General features: G+C 73.1%; 13 protein-coding genes, 1 tRNA gene and 1 riboswitch. Of the genes, 6 read left to right on the top strand and 8 right to left on the bottom strand.

Translation table 11 applies throughout. The features are described 5' to 3' along the window. Positions 1–351: 351 nt before the first annotated feature. Positions 352–1566 (bottom strand): cation:proton antiporter, encoded by a 1215-nt coding sequence (locus tag V4Y04_RS17590; RefSeq protein ID WP_332429105.1) that lies wholly within the window; start codon positions 1564–1566, stop codon positions 352–354. Positions 1567–2258: 692 nt separating this feature from the next. After that, positions 2259–2549, bottom strand: a complete 291-nt coding sequence (locus V4Y04_RS17585; RefSeq protein WP_332429103.1) for a DUF3040 domain-containing protein — start codon at positions 2547–2549, stop codon at positions 2259–2261. Positions 2550–3284: 735 nt separating this feature from the next. Between V4Y04_RS17585 and V4Y04_RS17580 the strand changes: the two genes are divergently transcribed. Both V4Y04_RS17580 and V4Y04_RS17575 read left to right on the top strand, forming a co-directional pair. After that, positions 3285–4289 (top strand): HAMP domain-containing sensor histidine kinase, encoded by a 1005-nt coding sequence (locus V4Y04_RS17580; RefSeq protein ID WP_332429102.1) that lies wholly within the window; start codon positions 3285–3287, stop codon positions 4287–4289. Continuing rightward, the gene (locus V4Y04_RS17575) at positions 4286–4984 is read left to right on the top strand and encodes a response regulator transcription factor (RefSeq protein WP_332429101.1); all 699 of its coding nucleotides are present in this window, start codon (positions 4286–4288) and stop codon (positions 4982–4984) included. The genes V4Y04_RS17580 and V4Y04_RS17575 overlap by 4 nt, the downstream gene beginning before the upstream one ends. A 428-nt stretch (positions 4985–5412) precedes the next feature. On the opposite strand, the gene V4Y04_RS17570 is transcribed toward V4Y04_RS17575, so the two are convergent. After that, the gene (locus V4Y04_RS17570; protein WP_332429099.1) at positions 5413–6738 is read right to left on the bottom strand and encodes a cation:proton antiporter; all 1326 of its coding nucleotides are present in this window, start codon (positions 6736–6738) and stop codon (positions 5413–5415) included. A 503-nt stretch (positions 6739–7241) separates the two neighbouring features. Here V4Y04_RS17570 and V4Y04_RS17565 point away from each other — a divergent pair. The 3 genes from V4Y04_RS17565 to V4Y04_RS17555 all read left to right on the top strand — a co-directional run bounded on the left by V4Y04_RS17565 (position 7242) and on the right by V4Y04_RS17555 (position 10088). After that, positions 7242–8375 (top strand): dihydrofolate reductase family protein, encoded by a 1134-nt coding sequence (locus tag V4Y04_RS17565; RefSeq protein ID WP_332429097.1) that lies wholly within the window; start codon positions 7242–7244, stop codon positions 8373–8375. A 65-nt stretch (positions 8376–8440) separates the two neighbouring features. Beyond that, a tRNA-Met gene (locus V4Y04_RS17560) sits at positions 8441–8514 on the top strand. Positions 8515–8881: 367 nt separating this feature from the next. Next, positions 8882–9039: riboswitch (cyclic di-AMP (ydaO/yuaA leader) on the top strand. An 11-nt stretch (positions 9040–9050) separates the two neighbouring features. After that, entirely contained in the window at positions 9051–10088 is a 1038-nt protein-coding gene (locus V4Y04_RS17555; protein WP_332429096.1) for a M23 family metallopeptidase, read from the top strand. 96 nt (positions 10089–10184) lie between these two features. Here the strand turns inward: V4Y04_RS17555 and V4Y04_RS17550 are convergent, their stop codons facing one another. The 4 genes from V4Y04_RS17550 to V4Y04_RS17535 all read right to left on the bottom strand — a co-directional run bounded on the left by V4Y04_RS17550 (position 10185) and on the right by V4Y04_RS17535 (position 15438). Then, positions 10185–11621 carry a PrsW family intramembrane metalloprotease gene (locus V4Y04_RS17550; RefSeq protein WP_443080040.1) on the bottom strand — a complete coding sequence of 479 codons (1437 nt, stop codon included), beginning with the start codon at positions 11619–11621 and terminating at the stop codon, positions 10185–10187. Positions 11622–11673: 52 nt separating this feature from the next. Next, positions 11674–12552, bottom strand: a complete 879-nt coding sequence (gene trmB / locus V4Y04_RS17545) for a tRNA (guanosine(46)-N7)-methyltransferase TrmB (RefSeq protein WP_332429095.1) — start codon at positions 12550–12552, stop codon at positions 11674–11676. A gap of 62 nt (positions 12553–12614) precedes the next feature. After that, on the bottom strand, positions 12615–13877 hold the full coding sequence (gene lhgO / locus V4Y04_RS17540) for an L-2-hydroxyglutarate oxidase (RefSeq protein ID WP_332429094.1): 1263 nt from the start codon (positions 13875–13877) through the stop codon (positions 12615–12617). A gap of 136 nt (positions 13878–14013) precedes the next feature. Then, entirely contained in the window at positions 14014–15438 is a 1425-nt protein-coding gene (locus V4Y04_RS17535) for an MFS transporter (protein ID WP_332429093.1), read from the bottom strand. Positions 15439–16155: 717 nt separating this feature from the next. Here V4Y04_RS17535 and V4Y04_RS17530 point away from each other — a divergent pair. Next, positions 16156–18276 (top strand): asparagine synthase-related protein, encoded by a 2121-nt coding sequence (locus tag V4Y04_RS17530; protein WP_332429092.1) that lies wholly within the window; start codon positions 16156–16158, stop codon positions 18274–18276. A 185-nt stretch (positions 18277–18461) separates the two neighbouring features. Here the strand turns inward: V4Y04_RS17530 and V4Y04_RS17525 are convergent, their stop codons facing one another. Continuing rightward, the gene (locus V4Y04_RS17525) at positions 18462–20390 is read right to left on the bottom strand and encodes a sigma-70 family RNA polymerase sigma factor (protein ID WP_332429090.1); all 1929 of its coding nucleotides are present in this window, start codon (positions 20388–20390) and stop codon (positions 18462–18464) included. Positions 20391–20428 lie beyond the last annotated feature (38 nt).

The raw sequence follows: 20428 nt of genomic DNA, 5'->3' as shown, positions 1-20428 counted from the left end.
GTGGGGCCGGTCGGCAGGCGGGGCCGGTCGGCAGATGGGGCCGGCCGGTCGTCGGGCGCCCGGACCTCGGCGGGCGAGAAATGAATACCGAGCCGATTTTCGCACCGCCGGGGCCATCGAGTCGAAGGATCGACACCGATGGCCGGATTCCGGTGGCCGGATTCCGGTGGCCGGGCGATGGCGGCCGGGCGATGGCGGGCGGGCGGTGGCGGCCGGGTCACGATGGCGGGCGCGAGGGTCGGAGGGCAAGGGCCGGAGTGTGGGAGCCGGATTGTGAGGGCCTCGTCCCGGCGGTCGAGCCGTTCCCGGCGGGCGGGTTGCCGGGCTCTTCGCCGTGTCGGCGGTCAGCCGTCAGCCGCCCGCGCGGACCGGTTCCGACTGGTCGACCGGGGTGGTGTTCTGCGGCTTGTCCGGCGGGCGGCGGGTGAGGCGGCTTGCCAGCGGTTCGGTCCAGCGGGCGGTGAGGGGGCCGAGGATGACCAGGATCAGGACGTACGCCGTGGCCAGCGGGCCGATCCGGGGTTCTGTGCCGACGGCGAGACCGGCGATGACGATCGAGAACTCGCCGCGCGCCACCAGTGTGCCGCCGGTACGCCAGCGGCCCTTGGACGGGATGCCCGCCCGGCGGGCGGCCCACCAGCCGGTGGCGATCTTCGTCAGCATGGTGACGACCGCGAGGGCGAGCGCCGGGAGCAGCACCGGCGGGATGTCCGCCGGGTCGGTGTGCAGCCCGAAGAAGACGAAGAACACCGCCGCGAACAGGTCCCGCAGCGGGGACAGCAGGCCGTGCGCACCCTCGGCGACCTCCTCGGACAGGGCGATGCCGACCAGGAACGCGCCCACCGCGGCCGACACCTGGAGGTGCTGGGCGACACCCGCGACCAGCAGGGTCAGCCCCAGCACCACCAGCAGCAGCATCTCGGCGTTGTCGGAGGAGACCGCGCGGCTGACGATGCGTCCGTGGCGCAGGGCGATGTAGAGGACGGCACCGACGGTGCCCAGGGAGATCAACAGGGTGACGCTGCCACCCGCGAGGCTGACCCCGGCCAGTAGGGCGGTGAGGATCGGCAGGTAGACGGCCATGGCGAGGTCTTCCATGACCAGGACGCACAGGACGACCGGTGTCTCGCGGTTGCCCGTACGCCCGAGGTCGCCGAGCACCTTGGCGATGACCCCGGAGGAGGAGATCCAGGTGACTCCGGCGAGGGCGACGGCGGCGACCGGCCCCCAGCCCAGGAGCAGCGCGGCGACGGCACCGGGAGCGGCGTTGAGGACGAAGTCGACGGCACCCGAGGGGTACTGGGTCTTGAGGGTGGTGACGAGGCTCGACGCGCTGTACTCCAGCCCCAGCATCAGCAGCAGCAGGATGACACCGATCTCGGCGCCCGTGGCGACGAACTCCTCGCTGGCCTGCAGGGGCAGGATGCCGCCGTGGCCGAAGGCGAGCCCCGCGAGGAGATAGAGGGGTATGGGGGAGAAGCCCACCCGTCCGGCGAGACGGCCCAGCAGCCCGAGGGCGAGGATGATCGCTCCGAGTTCGATGAGCAGGGCGGTGGTGTTGTGCACGGGCGTCTGACCTCCGTGGATCGTTGCGGTGTCGGCGTCTGTGCCTGATGACTGGGTGCCGGAACGGCTGGTGCGGTGCCTGGTGGAGGTTTCCGGGGCCGGGTGCTGAGGTGCCGGGGCGCCGAGGTGCTGGGTCTCGGGGTGGGGTGGGGTGGGGGACGGGTCGCCGGGTTGAGCCGGGTGTGTCCCCTACGGGGTGGGGAAGTACCCGCGGGCCCCGAGCCGAGTGGGCCGAGGAAACGGGTGCGGCACGGGTTGCGGCCCGGGTGGGAGCCGGTGGCGCTCGCGGCTGGTGAAGGGCGGGCGGGTCAGTGCCGGGGACGACTGCTCGGGCGGCAGCCGTCGCCGCCGGTATCAGGGACGCCGTCGCGGGCGGCGTTGTCGACACGTACGGGGATCACCCGGCCCATGTCACGCCCCCGTTCTTCTTCTCATCGGTTCAACCGGTCGGCGACGCCCAGCAATCGGTACGCGGCACCCAGGACGCGGCGCACTCGGTACACCGCACTCAGTGCCCAGTACTCAACGCGCAGAGTTCAACGCTCGATGAAAGAGCGGAACGCTGCTCAACGGAGCGTAAGCGCTTGGTAAAGATTTTAGCGCACCCCAAACCGGGGTGCGCTGGGAAGAACGTCGCATGACATGACAAAGCGACGGTGCGTGAAGGGAAGTGATCCCGGCGGTCCGCGCTCTCAGCGAGCCGAGTGCTGCTCCCGGCCGCCCCTCTGCGGCGAGTACGGATCGAACAACTGTGCGCCGATTCCGCTGAGCACCAGACCTGTCGCGATGAGCAGCCCGTCGGGTATGAACAGGCCGATGGCCAGCAGGAGGAGGCCGACCCCCAGCACCCACCAGGCGCGCGCGCGTCGGTACTCGCGGGGCCGGGTGGGCCGCCCGCTGGACATCGAGCGGGCGAAATGCGGGTCGTCCTGCTCGATTCGGGCCGCGAGATCGACGAGGCGCTGGTTGTCGGACTGGGGCACGTCTCCTCCTTCCCGAACGGTGGCAGCACGGTGAGACGGCCGACCGCCACCTTTGAAGCAACACCTCCGGGCGTCGGTACCGTGGCAACCGACGCCGGGGCGGAAAAGTGAAACGCCGGCCCTCAAGAATCTCGACACTCCACCATCGGGCCGACCCTGGGAGCTTGCCCGTGCGCCGAGGTCATCACCCGCCCGGTACGGGGTGATTCGACGGGACGGGCGTGCGTCCACTCCAAGGGTCGCCCGCCGGGGGGTCCGCGACCATCGGGGGCAGCCCTCATTTTCGTGGGGGGCCAAGCTGTACGCGGCCTGGCCGGACATCGCACACCCACGGGAAAAATGGGGACTGTCACGGATGGCGCACCGTCGGACCAGCACTCACGCTGGGGCATGGCGGCCCGCGCCCGCGCCCCCGGTAGAGCGGGCCGCCGAAAGCCCCGCGGCACGGCAGCCTACGACAGCAGGGCCGCCCGAGTTGCACCCCTGCCGGGCAGCCCTCTGTGGGGGTGCTGTCCGCAGACGGTCCCAGGGGCAGGGCCCAGGAGGCCGGACTCAGGGCGTACCCGGGGCGTACTTGGGGCGGGGCCGGACCCGGGCAGACCCGGGTCCGGCGGTATCAGGGAAAGATCAGGGCGGCGGCAGGGCAGCACTACGGCGACGCCGGGGCATAAGCACGGTAGAACGGTCGTACGAGACGGACGGCTCCGGAGAAGCACGGTGAGGAGGTGGTACTGGGTGCCACTGTTCTGGCGGATCTTTTTGCTGAACGCCGTCGTGCTGATCACGGCCACCGTCCTGTTGCTCGGACCGATCACCGTCTCCACCCCGGTCCTGCTCACCGAGGCCTTCGTGCTCACCGTGGGACTGGCCGCCATGCTCGGTGCCAACGCGCTGTTGTTGCGCGTCGGCCTCGCCCCGCTGCAGCGTGTCACCCGCGCCATGTCCACCACCGACCTGCTGCGCCCCGGCCAGCGCCCCGAGGTCGCCGGGCGCGGAGAGATCGCCGAGCTGATCAGCACGTACAACACGATGCTCGACCGGCTCGAGGACGAGCGCGCCACGAGCAGTGCCCGCGCCCTGTCCGCGCAGGAGGACGAACGCCGCCGGATCGCCCAGGAGCTGCACGACGAGGTCGGCCAGAGCCTCACCGCCGTCCTGCTCCAGCTCAAGCGGGTCGCCGACCACGCCCCGCCGGAGCTGCGGGAGGAACTGAGCCTGGTGCAGGAGACCACCCGGGGCAGCCTGGACGAGATCCGGCGCATCGCCCTCCGGCTGCGCCCCGGCGTCCTGGACGAACTCGGGCTGGCCAGCGCACTCAAAGCACTCACCGCCGAGTTCGGCGGCCCCGGCCTGACGGTCCAGCACCGTCTCGACCCCGACCTGCCCGACCTGGGCCCGGAGGCCGAACTGGTTCTCTACCGGGTGGCCCAGGAAGGGCTCACCAACATCGCCCGGCACGCGAACGCCCGCCGCGCGGAGGTCTCCCTACGACGCTCCCCCACCGGAGTGGAGCTGCGCGTCCAGGACGACGGCCAGGGCATCGGCGCCGCGTCCGAGGGCGCCGGCATCCTCGGGATGCGTGAGCGGGCCCTGCTCGTCGGCGCCGACCTCGAGGTGGGCCCGGCCGCGGGCGGCGGGACCCGAGTACGCCTCGCCGTCCCTGTCCCCGTGCGGGGCCCCGCGCCCGTGCGGGCCCTGCCGCCCGTGACCACCGCCCCCGACCGGAAACACCGAACATGACCGAGCCCGGCCCCACCAGCACCCCCACCGGCGCTGAGAGCGGCAGTGCCCCGACGCGCATCCTCCTCGCCGACGACCACGCACTGGTCCGCCGAGGAGTGCGTCTCATCCTCGACGGCGAACCGGACCTGACCGTCGTTGCCGAGGCCGACAACGGCGCCGAAGCCCTCGAGCAGGCCCGTATCCACGGACCCGACCTGGCCATCCTCGACATCGCCATGCCCCGCCTGACCGGTCTTCAGGCGGCCCGTGAGCTCTCCCGCACCCTGCCGCAGACGCGGATCCTCATTCTGACCATGTACGACAACGAGCAGTTCTTCTTCGAGGCGCTGGGCGCCGGTGCCTCCGGTTACGTGCTCAAGTCCGTCGCCGACCGCGACCTGGTGGAGGCCTGCCGGGCCACCATGCGCGGCGAACCGTTCCTCTACCCGGGCGCCGTCAACGCCCTCATCCGCAACTACCTCGAACTCGCCCGGGACGGCCGGAACCTGCCCGCGAAGGCCATCACCGACCGCGAGGAGGAGATCCTCAAGCTGGTCGCCGAGGGGAACACCTCGCAGCAGATCGCCGACCTCCTCGTCATCAGCCCCAAGACCGTGGAGCGCCACCGCGCGAACCTGCTGGCCAAGCTCGACCTGAAGGACCGGCTGGAGCTCACCCGGTACGCCATTCGGGTGGGGCTGATCGAACCCTGACGGCCCCCACCGAGCCCTGACCGGCCCTCAGCGAACCCTGACCGAGCGCTGGTTCCCGTACGGTCGACGACCGGTCCCCATGCGTTCGGTGCCCGCACTGTGCGGCTGGGGCCCGTCCGGCGGGTCATGCCGGAGCCGCGGGGGCCGGCACATCCTCCCCCAAGCTCTTCGAGCAGGGGCCCCCAGCCGCGTTGTCGTCACTCGCCGACTCCCCCACGCTCGGCTGCTCCCCCACGCTCGGCTGCTCCCCCACGCTCGGCTGCTCCCCCACGCTCGGCTGCGCTCGAGCGGGAGGGACCCCCATGCGCGGGAGGGACCCCCATCGCGTCGACTCGCTCCTCCGCCTTGCGGCTGAACGCACCGGCCCCCGCTCGACCTGACTGGACAGATGCCACCGGTTACCTCCGACTTGATCCGCCGGAAAGCCCCTAGCGCTCGGCTTCGGCGGGCTCCCGGTCGGACGCGGGTCCGGCATCCAGGCTTCCGTCGGGCCCCGCGTCCAGATCCGGGGGGAGCCCCGTGCCGGATGAAGGGCCGGTGTCCGGGTCGGTTCCGGTGTCCCGGGACGAGCCGCGGTCGGGCAGCCGGGCCTGGACGGCGCGCAGGGCGCGCGCGAGCAGGTGGGACTGTTTGGCGAGCACCGGACCGAGTACGGCGAGGACGAGGACGTATCCGGCGATGAACGGCGTGAGCCGGTCGTCGAGCCCCGCGCCGGTGGCCATGGCGGCCATGATCAGCGCGAACTCGCCGCGGGAGACGAGCGTGGTGGCGATGTCGGTCGCGATGTCGACGCCGTACCGGTACAGGCGGGCCACCAGGAGGCCCGCGATCAGGTTCATCGCGAGGGTGAGCGCCACCGCGACGGCCACCGGACCGGCGACGGAGGCGATGTCCCCCGGGTCGATGGCCAGCCCGAAAGCGAAGAAGAAGATCGCGGCGAAGGCGTCCCGCAGGGGATGCACCAGAGTGCGGATCCGGGGCGCCGCGGGGGTGCCGGCCACGATCAGACCGACCATGAACGCACCGATGGCGTCGACGACCCCGAGCACTTCGGAGACACCCGCGACGAAGATCGCGGTTCCGAGGAAGGTGACGACCAGCAGCTCGTTGTCGCGTACGGCCATGATCCGGCCGAACAGCCGGGTTCCGTAGCGGGCGGCGATGGCGAGCACCATCAGGAAGCCGAACGCCTTGGACGCCTGGAGCGCCATGTCCCCGAGCCCCTGGGCGCCGCTGAGGACGGGCTGCAGCGCGGCGAGGTACAGAGCGAGGAAGATGTCCTCGACGACGGTGACACCGAGGATGAGGCGGGTCTCGGGCCGGCTGATGTGGCCCAGCTCGATGAGGATCTTCGTGACGATCGCGGAGGACGAGATGCCGAGCACTCCGGCGAGCACCAGGGCCTCCCGCGCTCCCCAGCCGAGGGCGAACCCGAATCCCAGCCCCGCGCCGACGTTGAGCGCCAGGTAGACGCCACCGGCGCTGAGGAGCTGTTTGCCGCCCCGTCTCAGGTCGTCGAGGTGGAACTCCAGGCCGAGGTGGAAGAGCAGCAGGACGAGACCGAGTGCCGACAGCATCGAGAAGTCGTGCGCGTCCTCGACCAGGACCAGGCCGGGCGTGTGCGGGCCGAGCAGTATGCCGGCGAGCATGAACAGCGGGATCGTCGGCAGCCCGATCCGGCTGCCGAGACGGGCCAGGAACGCCGCGGCGAGGAACGCGCCGCCCATGGCGAGCAGGGTGTCGGCATGTCCCACGGGTCACCACCTTCCACTGCACGGGGACGGAGGGAGGGAAATGATCGACTGACCCGAGTGGGGAATGCTCCTTCGTGTCGGTGGGGGTTCTCCGCCATACGGGGCCGCGGCCGGTACACCCACGGACCCCGAGGGGTTACGGCCTGTGCGTCCCGGGACCGTGGCCCGGGGGTTTCTCAACGCTCACATCCGACCCCCGGCACTCGCCATCCGTGACGCCACCCAAACGGGATGGCGGACGACACCCACGAGGCATGGGGGAAGGTCCCTCCTCGCGGGCCGGTTGTCGGACTCGGCGGAGCCACCGTGTTTCCACGCCGTACGGTTCGCGCCACGTGGCGGTGGCACACCGTACGGCTTCCCTCCGCGCGGGGACACACCGGGTGCAAGACTCTCTGCGCCGGCCCGGTCCAGTCCGGTCCGGCCCAGCTCGGCTCAGTCCGGTCCAGTCCGGCCCGGCCCAGCCTTGTCCTGCCCGCCGTCCCCCGTCAGGAGCGCCGTCGATGCCCCACCCGTACGTCCTGCTGTCCGCCGCCGTCTCGCTCGACGGGTATCTCGACGACACCGGCCCCGAACGGCTGCTGCTGTCCGGTCCGGAGGACTTCGACCGGGTCGACGAGGTACGGGCGTCGGTCGACGCGATCCTGATCGGCGCCGGCACGATCCGTGCCGACAACCCCCGGTTGCTGGTCAACGCGCCCGAGCGGCGTGCCGCCCGGGTCGCCGAGGGCCGCCCCGCGTACCCGCTGAAGGTCGCCGTCAGCGGCTCGGGCGACCTGGACCCGGAGGCGCGGTTCTGGCACACCGGCGGCGCGAAGGTCCTCTGCACGAGCGACAGGGGTGCCGAACGCGCCCGCGCGCACGGCATCGCCGCCGACATCGTGCCGCTCGGCGCCGACCTCGACTGGCGGCGGCTCCTGACGCATCTGTACGACGCGTACGGCGTCCGGCGGCTCATGGTCGAGGGCGGCGGTCTGATCCACACCCAGCTCCTCACCCAGGGCCTCGCGGACGAGCTCCAGCTGGTCCTCGCCCCGCTCTTCGTCGGGGACCCGGACTCCGCCCGCCTCTTCGGCCCCGGCACCTACCAGGGCGGCCGGCTGAGGCTGTTGGAGACCCGTTCCATCGGCGACGTCGTCCTCATGCGCTACGAGCCCACCGCCCCCGGCACCGGCCCGCTCCCGGTGGCCGCCGACCACCACTGGCTGGCCCTCGCCTGTGAACTGGCGGACCGGTGCCCGCCCTCGGAGACGGCGTTCAGTGTGGGCGCGGTGGTCGTGGCGGCCGACGGCACCGAACTGGCGCGCGGCCACTCCCGTGAGGGCGGCGACCCGACGGTGCACGCCGAGGAGGCCGCCCTCGCCGGGATCGACCCCGCGGACCCGCGGCTCGCGACCGCCACCGTGTACTCCAGCCTGGAACCCTGTGCCCGCCGCACCTCCCGCCCGGAGCCCTGCGCCCGGCTGATCCTGGACGCGGGGGTACGGCGGGTGGTCACCGCGTGGCGGGAGCCGGACACCTTCGTGACGGGAGCCGACGGCAGCGGTGTGCTGGCCGCGGAGGGCGCCACGGTCGTCGTTCTGCCGGAGCACAGGGAGGCCGCCGAGGCGCCGAACAGCCACCTGTCCGGCCGGTGACGGAGGGGCGGCGGATACGTGTGTGCGGAGTGCCCCGCGGATGCCGTATGCTGGTTACACAACGGCGCGGGGTGGAGCAGCTCGGTAGCTCGCTGGGCTCATAACCCAGAGGTCGCAGGTTCAAATCCTGTCCCCGCTACTGAAGGTCGAGGGCCGGAATCCGAAAGGGTTCCGGCCCTCGGTCGTTCCCGTTCCCCCTTCTCGGCCCAGGACCCGTCTTCCGGGTCTTCCGGCGGAGGTTTCGAGAACGCGTCCCCTGGGCAGCCCTTCCGCACCAATGTCACGCCGGGTGACCGGGACGCTGCGCTGCGCATACCATTTGATGGTTCGTCAGGTCCAGTGTGACGAATGAGGGGAGGTCAACTCGCCCGTTTTGAGGTGGTCGTGGCGCTTAAGTCTGCGCGGAATTGTTAACGATCAAGAGGAACAGCTTGGAATACGAGCCCTCCGTCTATTAACGTTCGATAACGCAGCGCGGTCGTCCCAGCCGTCACACGAGTCGGCTCCGTGCGCACGCGCCGAATCCCGCAAGGGAACCGGGGAACCAACACCTTGGGGTGAATCGTGCGGATGCCCCCGTGGAGACACGGGCGGTATGCGCGCGTAGGAGACCTTCCTGCTCCGAACCCGTCAGCTAACCCGGTAGGCGAGAAGGAAGGAAAGGAGTGCGCCCACGTGGCGTCGAACCGGCCTGCTCCTGAGGCCCCCTTCATGCCGAGCCAGCGCGACAGCGAGACCTTCGGCTACGGCAGTATCCGCACCGACGAGGGCCCCTTCGAGGAGTGGAACCCCACCGCGGAGTCCCTTCCTCCCGTGCGCGGCCGGCATCGCGTCGGCAAGCAGCGCGGCGGAGGCCTCGCCCGTAGCTCCACCGTCCTGGGCGTCGGTGTCATAGCCGCTGTCGCCGGTGGCGGCATGGCCAGCGCCCAGACCGGCAAGCCGCCGGTCTCGATCTCGATGCCGGACCTTCCCTCTGTCGGTTCCCTCATCTCCGACGAGGAAACCCCCCAGGGCTCCGCCACCCCGCTCAGCAGCATCGGCACGGTCGCCGCCGAGGCCGAGCAGGACGGCAGCACCTCCGACGCCGGCGAGGTGCTGCGCGCCCGGATCATGGCCCAGGTCGAGCAGCAGCAGAGCCAGGCCGAGGACAAGGCCGCCGCCGAAGCCGCCGCCAAGGCGGAGAAGGAGGCCAAGGAACAGGCCGCCGCCGCGAAGAAGGAGGCGGAGGAGCAGGCCGCCGCCGCCAAGCAGAAGGCGGAGGAGGAGGCCGAGAAGAAGGCCGAGGCCGAGCGTCTCGCCGTGCTGGCCACGCAGTACGCGCTGCCCACCTCCTCGTACACCATCTCCTCGACCTTCGGTCAGGCCGGCGCCTACTGGTCCTCCGGCCAGCACACCGGTCTGGACTTCGCCGCCCCCACGGGCACGCTGATCAAGGCGGTCCACACCGGCACGATCACCTCCGCCGGCTGGGACGGCTCCTACGGCTACAAGACCGTGCTGACCCTCGACGACGGCACCGAGATCTGGTACGCCCACCAGTCCTCCATCAGCGTCAGCGTCGGCCAGCAGGTCAACACCGGCGACGTGATCGGCCGCGTCGGCTCCACCGGCAACTCCACCGGCGCCCACCTCCACCTGGAGGTCCACACCGGTGGCGCCGGCTCGGGCATCGATCCGCTGGCCTGGCTGCAGTCGAAGGGCCTCACCGTCTGAGACATCGGCCCCCGGCCGGTCCCCGCGCGCTCTCACAGCCACAGCCCCGGCAGTCCTGACGACGCCCCCCGACGTCAGCACTGCCGGTCCGGCGTTTCAGGGGCGGTACGGGTACACGTACGGATTCGGCCCGGACGCCGGGCACCCGGGGTGCGCGGAGTGCCCGGGGTGCGCGGTACAGGCGGGGTTCACGACGCCGTACGTGCTGTACGCGCCGTACGCGCCGTACGTGCTGTGCCCCCCGTACGCTCCGGGCAGGCCGTACGCGCCGTACACCGGCCAGGGCGGGGCGGGCGGCGCGGTGACCCGGGCCGCGTGTTCCAGGGCCGGGCGGGCCGTGTCGCGGCGCCGCCACAGTTCCCGTAGCAACTCGTGCTCCCGCGCGGTGAAGTCCGTGCCCGCGCGGCCGCGGCGCCCCCGGTGCCGCAGGAACGCCAGCGACGTCGCGTACGCCCCGTACTGCGCCACCGCGCGGGCCGCGGCCCGGCCGCCGTGCCCGCGCGCGTACCGCAGGGCGACGCGCCGGGCCCGCATCGAGCCGAGCGCGTAGGGCTGGGCCGGGGTCAGCCAGCCGGCCCTGACGTAGGCGGGCAGTTCCTCCCGCACGGTCCGCAGCTCGCGCTGCCGGGTCCACACCACCAGCCAGGTCAGCAGGCCGAACGACGGCACCATGAACGCCGCGTACACGGCGAAGAAGCCGTACTCGCCGAGGGTCGAGGAGACGTTCCACAGCGCGTGCATGCCCATCGCGAGCAGCAGGCCGCCGAGCGGGAGCAGGAAACGCACCGGGCGCCGCCGCCCGGTGGCGAGCGCGGCCGCCCCGAAGCCGATGCCGGTGAGGACCGTGAAGAGCGGGTGCGCGAACGGCGACATGACGACGCGGACGAAGAACGTCGCCGCGGTGACGGAGGAGACGCCGCTGCCGCCGATGAGCTGGTCGGTGCCGAAGGCGGTGCCGAGGTAGAGGATGTTCTCGGTGAAGGCGAAACCGGTGGCGGTGACCCCGGCGATCACCACTCCGTCGAGGACCGTGGTGAAGTCGCGTCTGCGGAACAGGAAGACCAGCAGGACGGCGGCGGCCTTCACGGACTCCTCCACGACCGGGGCTATCACGATCGCGCCGAGCGTGTCCGCGCTGGACGGGTCGGCCGTCTCCGTCGCTATCCACCGCGTGGCGAAGCTGTTGGCGACGATCGCCATGAGCGCGGCTGCGCCGGCGCCCCAGGCGAACGAGAAGACGAGGTTGCGCCACGGACCGGGTGCGACCCGGTCCAGCCAGCGGAACGCGGCGACGAGCAGCGGCACCGGCAGGACGGCGAGGCCGAGGCCGACCAGGAAGCCCTCCGTACCGGTCTGCTCGCGGACCAGGCCCAGGATGACCAGGCCCGAGAGCGCGAGGAGGGCGGTCAGCGCCCCGTGGCGCACCCAGGGCCGCTGCCACCAGTGTGCGTGCCGCCGGGAGGCCCCGCCGGCCGGTCCCACGGGGCCGGGGGCCGTACCGGGCTGTGTCGGGTACGGACGGCTGATGGCCACGGCATTGACCCTAACGAGGAAACGGTGCTGCCCGCAGGAGCACCAGGTGGGCTCAGGCGCCGGCGGCGTTCCGGTCCTCGGGCCGGACGGCGGCCCGGGTGCCGGGCCGGTCGTCGTGGTGTACGCGGCGGAAGAGCAGGTCGTTCACCACATGTCCCTTGTCCAGCCCCTGCCCCTCGAAACGGGTCAGCGGCCGGAACTCCGGACGGGGCGCGAAACCGCCGTCCGCCACGGTGTTCTCGAAGCAGGGGTGCGCGGTCAGCACCTCGAGCATCTGCTCGGCGTACGGCTCCCAGTCGGTGGCGCAGTGCACGGTCGCGCCCGGGGCGAGACGGGTCGCCGCGAGGTCCAGGAAGGCCGGCTGGATCAGCCGGCGCTTGTGGTGCCGCTTCTTCGGCCAGGGGTCGGGGAAGTAGACGCGCAGCCCGCCCAGCGAGTCGGGGGTGAGCATCTCGCGCAGCAGGATGATCGCGTCGCCGTTGCCGACGCGGACGTTGCCCAGACCGTGCTGGTCGGCGAGGCCGAGCAGATGGCCCTGGCCGGGGGTGTGGACGTCCACGGCGAGGATGTTGGTGCCGGGGTCGGCGGCGGCCATGCGCGCGGTGGTCTCGCCCATGCCGAAGCCGATCTCGAGGACGACCGGGCGGTCGTTGCCGAAGAACTCGGCCAGGTCGAGGCGCTGCCGGCCGTCGACGTCGAAGCCCCACCGGGGCCACAGCCGCTGCAACGCGTCCGCCTGTCCGGCGGTGACCCTGCTCCGGCGTGGCTGGAAACTCCGGATCCGCCGCTCGAAGTGCGACCCGGCGGGATCGGCCTTCGGGCCGTCCGGGAAACGGGGCTCCCCCTTCTCCCGGGTACGGCGGACCGAGACCCCGGGCGTGTGCTCGGGGTGCCGGGTGTGTGCTTCGGGGGTGTTCACGGACTCAGACACAGTGCTGTCGATTTTACGGGGGTACCGCGAGGAGGTCGTTCGCCGGCTCCGGAGCGGCTGCCTCAGCGGGGTGCGCCGTCCGGGGCGGGCAGGGAGTCCAGGGCGGTCAGGGCCCGGCGGGCCACCTCCCGGCCGATGGGCAGGGACGCCGTCGCCGCGGGTGAGGGGGCGTTCAGGACGTGGACCGCGCGGGGCGTCTCCCGGATCAGGAAGTCGTCGGCGAGCGTGCCGTCGCGCAGTACCGCCTGGGCCCGTACGCCCGCCGGGGCCGGAATCAGGTCGGCCTCCCGGACCGCGGGCACGAGCCGGCGGACCGCCTCGGTGAAGGCCCGCCGGGACAGGGAACGGTGCAGCTCGCCGGTGCCGTACCGCCAGTGGCGGCGGGCCAGGTGCCGGGAGCCCGGCCAGGCCAGCGCGGCGGCCAGCTCGCGCGGGCGGACCGTACGCCAGTCGTAGCCCTCGCGCGCCAGCGCGGGTACGGCGTTGGGCCCGACGTGGACGCCCGAGTCGACGCCGCGCGTGAGGTGGACGCCGAGGAACGGGAACGCCGGGTCGGGAACCGGGTAGACCAGGCCGCGGATCAGCTCCGGGCGGGCCAGCTCGTAGTACTCGCCGCGGAACGGCACGATGCGCATGCCGGGATCGTCGCCGGTGAGGCGGGCGATCTCGTCGCAGTACAGACCCGCGCAGTTCACCAGGACCCGGCCGCGCACGACGTCCCCGGCGGCGGTCAGGGCGGCCACGCCCAGGTCCGGGCGGCGGTCGACCCGGATGACCCGCGCGCCGTAGCGGATCTCCGCGCCGGACGCGGACGCCAGCCGGCGGGCCACCGCCGCGTAGTCGCAGACGCCGGTGGCGTTCACGTGGAGGGCGGCCAGGCCCTCGACGTGCGGCTCGTACTCGGCGATCTGCGCGGCGCCCAGTTCGCGGACCGTCAGACCGTTCTCCCGGCCGCGCTGGGCCAGGGCGTGCAGGCGGGGCAGCTCGTCCCGGCCGGTGGCGACGATCAGCTTGCCCGTCACCGCGTGCGGGATGTCGTACTCTGCGCAGAACTTGACCATCTCGGCCGCGCCCCGCACCGCGTACCGCGCCTTCAGGGAGCCGGGGCGGTAGTAGATGCCGCTGTGGACGACGCCGCTGTTGCGGCCCGTCTGGTGCCGGGCGGGGCCGGGTTCCTTCTCCAGCACCGTGACCCGCGTGCCCGGCGCCGCGCGGGTGATCGCGTACGCCGTCGACAGACCGACGATGCCACCGCCGATCACCAGCACATCGCAGTCGTACGCCCGCCGCACCACCCGCACCACCTCCAGGTCCCGATAGTGCACTGCGCCACTGACAACGCCCGTAAACCCCGTGAACCCCGGGAGTGGCGAAGGACTGCCGGCATCCGCCGGGGCACCGGTATCAAGCGAGGGCAGGGGCATCAGATGGGGGCAAAGGCGTCAGGTGGGGGCATGGGCGTCAAGCGGGGGTCATCAGCAGGGGCCGGGCGCGCTCGCGCAGTTCGACCACGCGGGGTTCGTCACCGTAGGGCTCCAGGCGGTGCAGGAGGTCCCTGACGTACTCCGTGGTGCGCGCGGACGAGATGCGGCCGGCCACCTCCACCGCGCGCACCCCCTGCTCGCAGGCGGCGTCCAGGTTGCCCGACTCCAGCTCGGCGACCGCGGAGACGACGAGCCGCAGTCCGTGCGAGCGGACGAACTCCTCCGTCGGACGCGACAGCGCCTGCTCGGTGAAGCGACGGACCTGGCGGGGCGCCTTCAGGTCGCGGTAGCACTCGGCGGCGTCGGCGGCGAAGCGGTCGTAGGAGTAGAAGCCCAGCCAGACCGGGTCGCTGTCGCCGGAGCGGGAACGTTCCAGCCAGCCCTCGGCCGCCTTCAGGGCCGCGCCGGCCGCCGGGGCGTCACCCGCGCGTGCGTGCGCGCGTGCCTCCACGAGCCGGAAGAAGCTCATGGTGCGGGCCGTGGCCAGGCCGCGGTTGCGCTCCAGCGCGGCCTGGGCGAGGTCGACGCCCTCGTCGCCGAAGCCGCGGTAGGTGGCCTGGAGGGACATGGAGGCCAGTACGTATCCGCCCAGGGGGACGTCGGCCGCCGCGCGGGCCAGGCGCAGGGCCTGGATGTAGTAGCGCTGGGCGGCCTCCTGCTGGCCGGTGTCGAAGGCCATCCAGCCGGCGAGCCGGGTGAGTTCGGCCGACGCGCCGAACAGGGAACGGCCCACGTCGTCGGCGTAGGAGCCCAGCAGCAGGGGCGCCGCCTCGACCCGCAGGCACTCGGGGACCATCGAGGAACGCCAGTCGCCGCCTCCGTACTTGGAGTCCCAGCGGCGCGCGTCCTCGGCGGCCTCGCGCAGCTTGCGCACATCACTGTGGCCGACTCTGGCCGGTGCGGCGGAGCCCTCCGAGGGGCTCACCTCGCGTGCGACCGAACTGTCGGCCGGGGTTATCAGCCAGCGTGAGGCAGGCGTTGCATATGCGCTCACTGCGAACGATCCGGCGAGCGACTGCCAGATGCCGCCGGCCCCCGCGCGGCGGCCGGCCAGGTCCAGCCGGTACAGCTCGGTGGCGGACTTCACCGCCTGTCCGACGTCCCGGGGGAAGGACAGGCCCACTTCGGGCGCGGGATCCGCGTCCGCCAGGCCGATCTCGTGGAGCGGCACCGGGCGGCCGAGCTTCTGGCCGATGGCGGCGGCGATCAGGTGGGGCGCCGCACCCTGCGGCACCATGCCCTTCGACACCCAGCGCGCCACCGACGTCTTGTCGTAGCGCAAGGTCAATCCGCGTTGGGCGCCAAGGTCGTTGACGCGCCGCGCGAGGCCCGCGTTGGAGATACCCGCGAGGGCGAGAACGGTGCCGAGCTTTTCGTTCGGCCCGCGTAGCTCCCTGGACATGCGCCACCCCTCGACACAGACGGCTGCCGCTCTGGCATAACCGCGCGGCATTCGTAAACCCAGCGTAGTTCGCCGCATCCCAAGCGTTAAGGGGCATTCTTCCGGATGGCGGGATTGTGGTCCGTACTGAAGTACGGGTCCGATACGCGCAGTTGCGGCATGCTCCCGGCGTGTGGCCGTGCGCCCGTGTGTGCGCTCTACTCCGGCCATGGCGGGAACGGTTCCATGGTCCTTGCGTGGGTCGGCCCGCTGTACTGGATCCGGTGGGCTGGGGGACCCCGCCGCCTTCATCCCCGCGGGCGGCGGAACGGTCCGGGAGACGCACTCCGTCTCCCGGACCGCACGACTCCCCGGCAGTGCGCAAAGCCTGTACGGAGCGTGTTCGAGGTTGTCCTCGCCTCTCCGAATTGGCCGAAAATCGACCCCACCCTTTCAGGGCTTTCAGTCCGTCTACCACGGCAGTTGAGGGCGCGTTAGTGGTTCTTGGGGCGCGCTGGGGGGCGCATTCGCGTCGCAGCGGTGCAGGTGGGCGCATGGTCGCGAGCGGACGATCTCCTTGCCTCGGGCGGGTGTTCGGATCGGGGCAGGAGTATCCGCCGGGGCGCACCCGACGGAGCGCATGCGGCACCGGCACCCCGCCTGAGCGCCTCCTTCATGGCAGCATGGGTGAACCGGCGCATGCGGTGCGCCGGTTGTCCACAGCCTGTGGAGGCGTCGATGCGGTGGTTGGTGGGATGGAGCAGCGCCGCCGCGGGCGCCTTGGCGTACGGCTCCGCCGGCGCCACCGGCCCCGACGGCGAGACACTGCAACCGGTGGGTTCCCACCCGTTGTGGGGCGACCCCGATCCGCTGTGGGCGGTCGGCGACTGGCGCCCCGACGAAGTGCGGGTGGTGACCGGCGACGCCGAGACCCGGATCGCCGTCCTCGGCACCTGCGGCGCCTCCGACGAACAGCTGCGCGTCGCCCTGTTCGCCGCGCGCGGCGGCGCGCTGCGCCATCTGACCGCCTGGCCGGGCAGTTACACCGCCGTCGTACAGGTGGGCCGCCGGGTCACCGTCTGCGGCGACCTCGCGGGCGCCCGGCCGGTGTTCCACACCCCCTGGGAGGGCGGCACCGCGTACGCGACCGCCGCGCTGCCGCTCGCCGACCTCGTCGAGGCCAACCTCGACTTCGGCCACCTCGCCGCGCTCCTGGCCGCCCCCGACGTGCCGGCCGCGCTCCACGACTCCACTCCGTACGACGGCGTGAAGCGCGTTCCGCCGGGGCATGCGCTGATCCTGCGCGCCGGGGCACGAGAGATCGCCGGGTACGAGCCCGTCGCCTCGCTCGCCGTCGCCGCGCCGCCCGCCGACCCGGACCGCGCGGTGGACGCAGTCCGGGACGCGCTGGTCGAGGCCGTACGCACCCGGCTCGCCGCGCCCCGGCACGTCCCCGGCGCCGACATCGACCCCGGCCCGGTGCCGGGCATGGGTCCCGCCGAACGGCGCGCGGCGCGCGGGATGCCGGTGCCCGGGATCGGGGCCGACCTCTCCGGCGGGCCCGCCTCCGGAACGCTGGCGCTGCTCGCCGCCGGGCTGCCGGGTATGCCGGGGACCGTGCTGGGGCACGGCACGGGCGCGGGCGAGCGGCTGCTCGCCGTCACGTTCAACGATCTCGCGGGGGGCGCGGCCTCGGCGGTGAGCGGTTCGGCCGACGGACGGGCGGACGAAATCGCGCGCGCCGGGGCGCTGGCCGCCAACCCCCGGCTGCACCACGTGGTCGTCCCCGGGGGCGAGGACACCCTGCCGTACGCCGACCTCGACGGACCGCTCACGGACGAGCCGGCCCCCTCCCTGGTCACCGCCGCCCGGCACCGGGCACGGCTGGCCGCGGGCAGCGCCGACCACTTCACGGGGTACGGGGCCCGGCAGGTGCTCGACGCGCACCCCGCGCGTCTCGCCGACCTCCTCATGGACCGCAAGCGGCGCCATCTCGTACGGCCCGTCGCCGCGCTGGCGAAAGCCGACGGGTCCGTGATGGTGCCCGCGCGCGTGTACGCCGCGGCCCGGCGCCTGTCCCGTACGCCGTACCGCACGGGACTCGATACCCTCGCCGGGCAGCTGCTGCGCCACCAGCTGGACGACGGGACCCCCTGGGGTGCGGCGGACGCCTCGCTGGCCGCGCTGACCTGGGGAAGACCCGGTCCGGCGGCGCGCTGGCTGACCGGGGAGGCGCTCGCTGAAGTATCGGTTCGCCTTCAGGCGTCCACCCGCCGGTCCGACGTGGGGCCGGGGCAGCGGCCCGGCGACTTCCGCGCGCGTGCGGCGCTGACCCGGCACGCGGCCGGCGTACGGGTGCTGGAGCAGGCCGCCGAGATCCGCTTCCAGCGGCTGCACACACCGTTCCTCGACAACCAGGTCGTCCGCGCGTGCCGGGGGCTGCCCGAAGCGCTGCGGGTGAAGCCGGGGGCGCGGGCCTCCATCCTGCGGACCGTGCTGGAAGGGTCCGGCGTGCGGGACCTGCCCGCCGGATGGGGCGCGCCGACCCAGGCGAACACCGCCGCCGAGGCGAGGGTCGGGCTGCGGGCCGCCGCGGACACGCTGATGACGTTGTTCGACACACCGCTGCTCGCGGAGGCGGGGCTGGTCGAGGCCCGCGTGGTGCGCAAGGCGCTGCGGGCCGCGGCGGAGGGGGAGCCGCTGCCGCTGGACGGACTCGCGGATCTGGTCGCGCTGGAACTGTGGCTACGGCGGCTGCTGGCGCGGCGGGGGACGTGCTGGACGGGGACACCCGGGCGGCAGCGGGCGGTGCCCGGGGGGATCGCCCCGCAGCGGGGGGCGTTGGCCCGGGGAGTCTGAGAGGGCCTACGGCGTCGCGGCGGGATCGGCCGGGTGCGGTGGGATCGACCGGGCGTGACGGGATCGGCCGGGTGCGGTGGTTGGACCTGTCTCGGTCGGTGGACCCGTGTCGGCCGACGGGCCCCGCGCGTGTGCGGTCGAACGCCGAGCGCTGTGTTCCTCGCCCCTCGTCCGCCGCCGGGGGCCTACGCGCAGGTGAAGCGGGACTCGGCCCAGCCGGCCAGGGCCAGGCGGTCGAAGTGGCTGTGAGGCTCCACCACCAGGCGTACGGTCTTGCGGCCCGTCAGGTCCACGTGGACCGGGACGGCTCGGCCGCCGCCCTTGACCGGCCCGGAGTTCCACAGGGGGACGCCGTCCGCGTGCACGGAGAAGGTGACCTTGCCCGGCTTCATCGTCAGGTCGTCCACGCCGACCGTCGCGTCGTAGGCGGTGCACGGGCGGTTCAGGTCGATGGTGACGGAGGAACGGCCGCGGACCGTCACACCCGGGGAATGGCTTCGGCGAGCGATGGACAGGGCCGAGCGCTGCCAGACCCAGCTGCTCTCGCGGATGCGCATCTCGGGAGCGTCACCGTCGCCGCTGATGTCATGGGAGAGCTCGCTCAACTGGTGGACCGTCGGAGTGGGCGGAGGTGGTGGCGGCGGCGGTGGAGCCGGGGTGGGAGCCGGAGGCGGCGCGGGGGTCGGCGTGGGGGTGGGTTTCGGGGCCGGCGCGGGCCCGGGGGGCGGGACCGGCTCGGGGGTGGGTGTCGGTGTCGGGGTGGGTTTCGAGGCCGGCGCGGGCGTCGGCGCGGGCGCCGGTGGCGCGAGGGCCGGAGCGGGAGGCGGGGGCGCCGGTTTTGGGGTTTTCTCCGAGGGGGGCGGGGGCTCCTCGCGGACCACGGGGGACGAGGCGGGCGGGGCGGCCTTCGGCTCCTCGGAGGGCTTCTCGTTGCCCGAGAGGGCGAAGGCGATGGCCGCCGCCGTCGCCACCGCGACCACACCGGCCGCCAGCCCCGCCTTCACCGGTGCGGCCAGCCCCTCCGAGGCCGCCGCGCCGGCCGCTCCGCCCGAGCCACCGGAGCCGCCGGCCGCCGCACCGGCCGCACCCGCCGCGGCCGTGCCTCCGGCGAGGAGACCGGCCGCCTTGGCGTACCCGGCGGCGCCGAACCAGCCGATGACGGCGACGGGCACCAGGGAGGGGATGCCGCCGGCGACTTCCTGGACCTGGGTGGCCGCCAGCCGGCACCGCGCGCATGTGTCCAGGTGCTTGCGCAGGCCCCGTTCGGCGCGGGTGCGCAGCCGGCCGCGCGCGTACGTGCCGAGCTGGTCGGCGTAGCGGGCGCACTCCTCGTCGTCGGTGAGGGTCGCACTGACGTGCGCTTGGAGGTACGCCTGCTTCAGGCCCTCACGGGCGCGGCTGGCCAGGACGCGGGTGCCGTTGGCGTCCAGGCCGAAGAGCGTGGCGACCGTGCTCGGCGACTCGTCCTCGACCTCGGTGTGCCACAGCACCGCCTGCCAGCGCTCCGGCAACGACCTGAACGCCTGCATGGCCATGGACTGTTCGGCCTCGTGCATCGCCCGTACGTCCGCCCCCAGGTCCAGGGGGTCGGGGCCGGACACGTGCGGCAGGCGCGCGGCCTGGGTGACGAAGACCGCGAAGTCGTCGACCAGTTGCTCGCGCTTCGCCGACTGCGTCCAGGACGCCGCCACCCGTCGTACGGTCGTGAGCAGATACGCGCGTACGGCGTGCTCGGGGCCCGAACCGCCGCGCACCGCCTGGAGCACGCGGGCGAAGACCTCGGCGGTCAGGTCGTCCGCGGTGTGGGTGTCCCGGCAGCAGGTACGGGCGTACCGGCGGACCGCTTCCGCGTGACGCCGGTACAGCTCCTCGTACGCCGAGTCGTCGCCCGCGCGCATGCGCGCGACGAGACCGGCGTCGGACGGCGGCAGTTCGCGCAGGGGAGGCAGGACGGCCGCCTCGCGCCGGTCGCGCTGGGCGGGGACGAGACCGTCCGGGTCGTCCCTGTCGTCGGGGGGCACGCTCGTGCGCCATCCCTGACTCGGCACCTGCGGTGGGTTCTCGGCCCCGGAGTCGCCGTCACCGCACGACCCGTCCCGCCCGTCAACGTTCATCGCGGAAGCCCCCGCCACCTGCCCAACCGGTCCTGATC

Origin of the sequence: Streptomyces sp. P9-A2, from assembly GCF_036634175.1 — a bacterium.
GTDB lineage: Bacteria > Actinomycetota > Actinomycetes > Streptomycetales > Streptomycetaceae > Streptomyces > Streptomyces pratens.
Note: the sequence above shows the minus strand (reverse complement) of the source record. Positions and strands in the feature narration are given on the sequence as shown.

Coding starts and splice junctions, on each gene's coding strand:
- V4Y04_RS17575 (WP_332429101.1), top strand. CDS start 4,286: ATGACCGAGCCCGGCCCCACCAGCACCCCCACCGGCGCTGAGAGCGGC.
- V4Y04_RS17565 (WP_332429097.1), top strand. CDS start 7,242: ATGCCCCACCCGTACGTCCTGCTGTCCGCCGCCGTCTCGCTCGACGGG.
- V4Y04_RS17535 (WP_332429093.1), bottom strand. CDS start 15,438: ATGTCCAGGGAGCTACGCGGGCCGAACGAAAAGCTCGGCACCGTTCTC.
- V4Y04_RS17530 (WP_332429092.1), top strand. CDS start 16,156: ATGCGGTGGTTGGTGGGATGGAGCAGCGCCGCCGCGGGCGCCTTGGCG.
- V4Y04_RS17525 (WP_332429090.1), bottom strand. CDS start 20,390: ATGAACGTTGACGGGCGGGACGGGTCGTGCGGTGACGGCGACTCCGGG.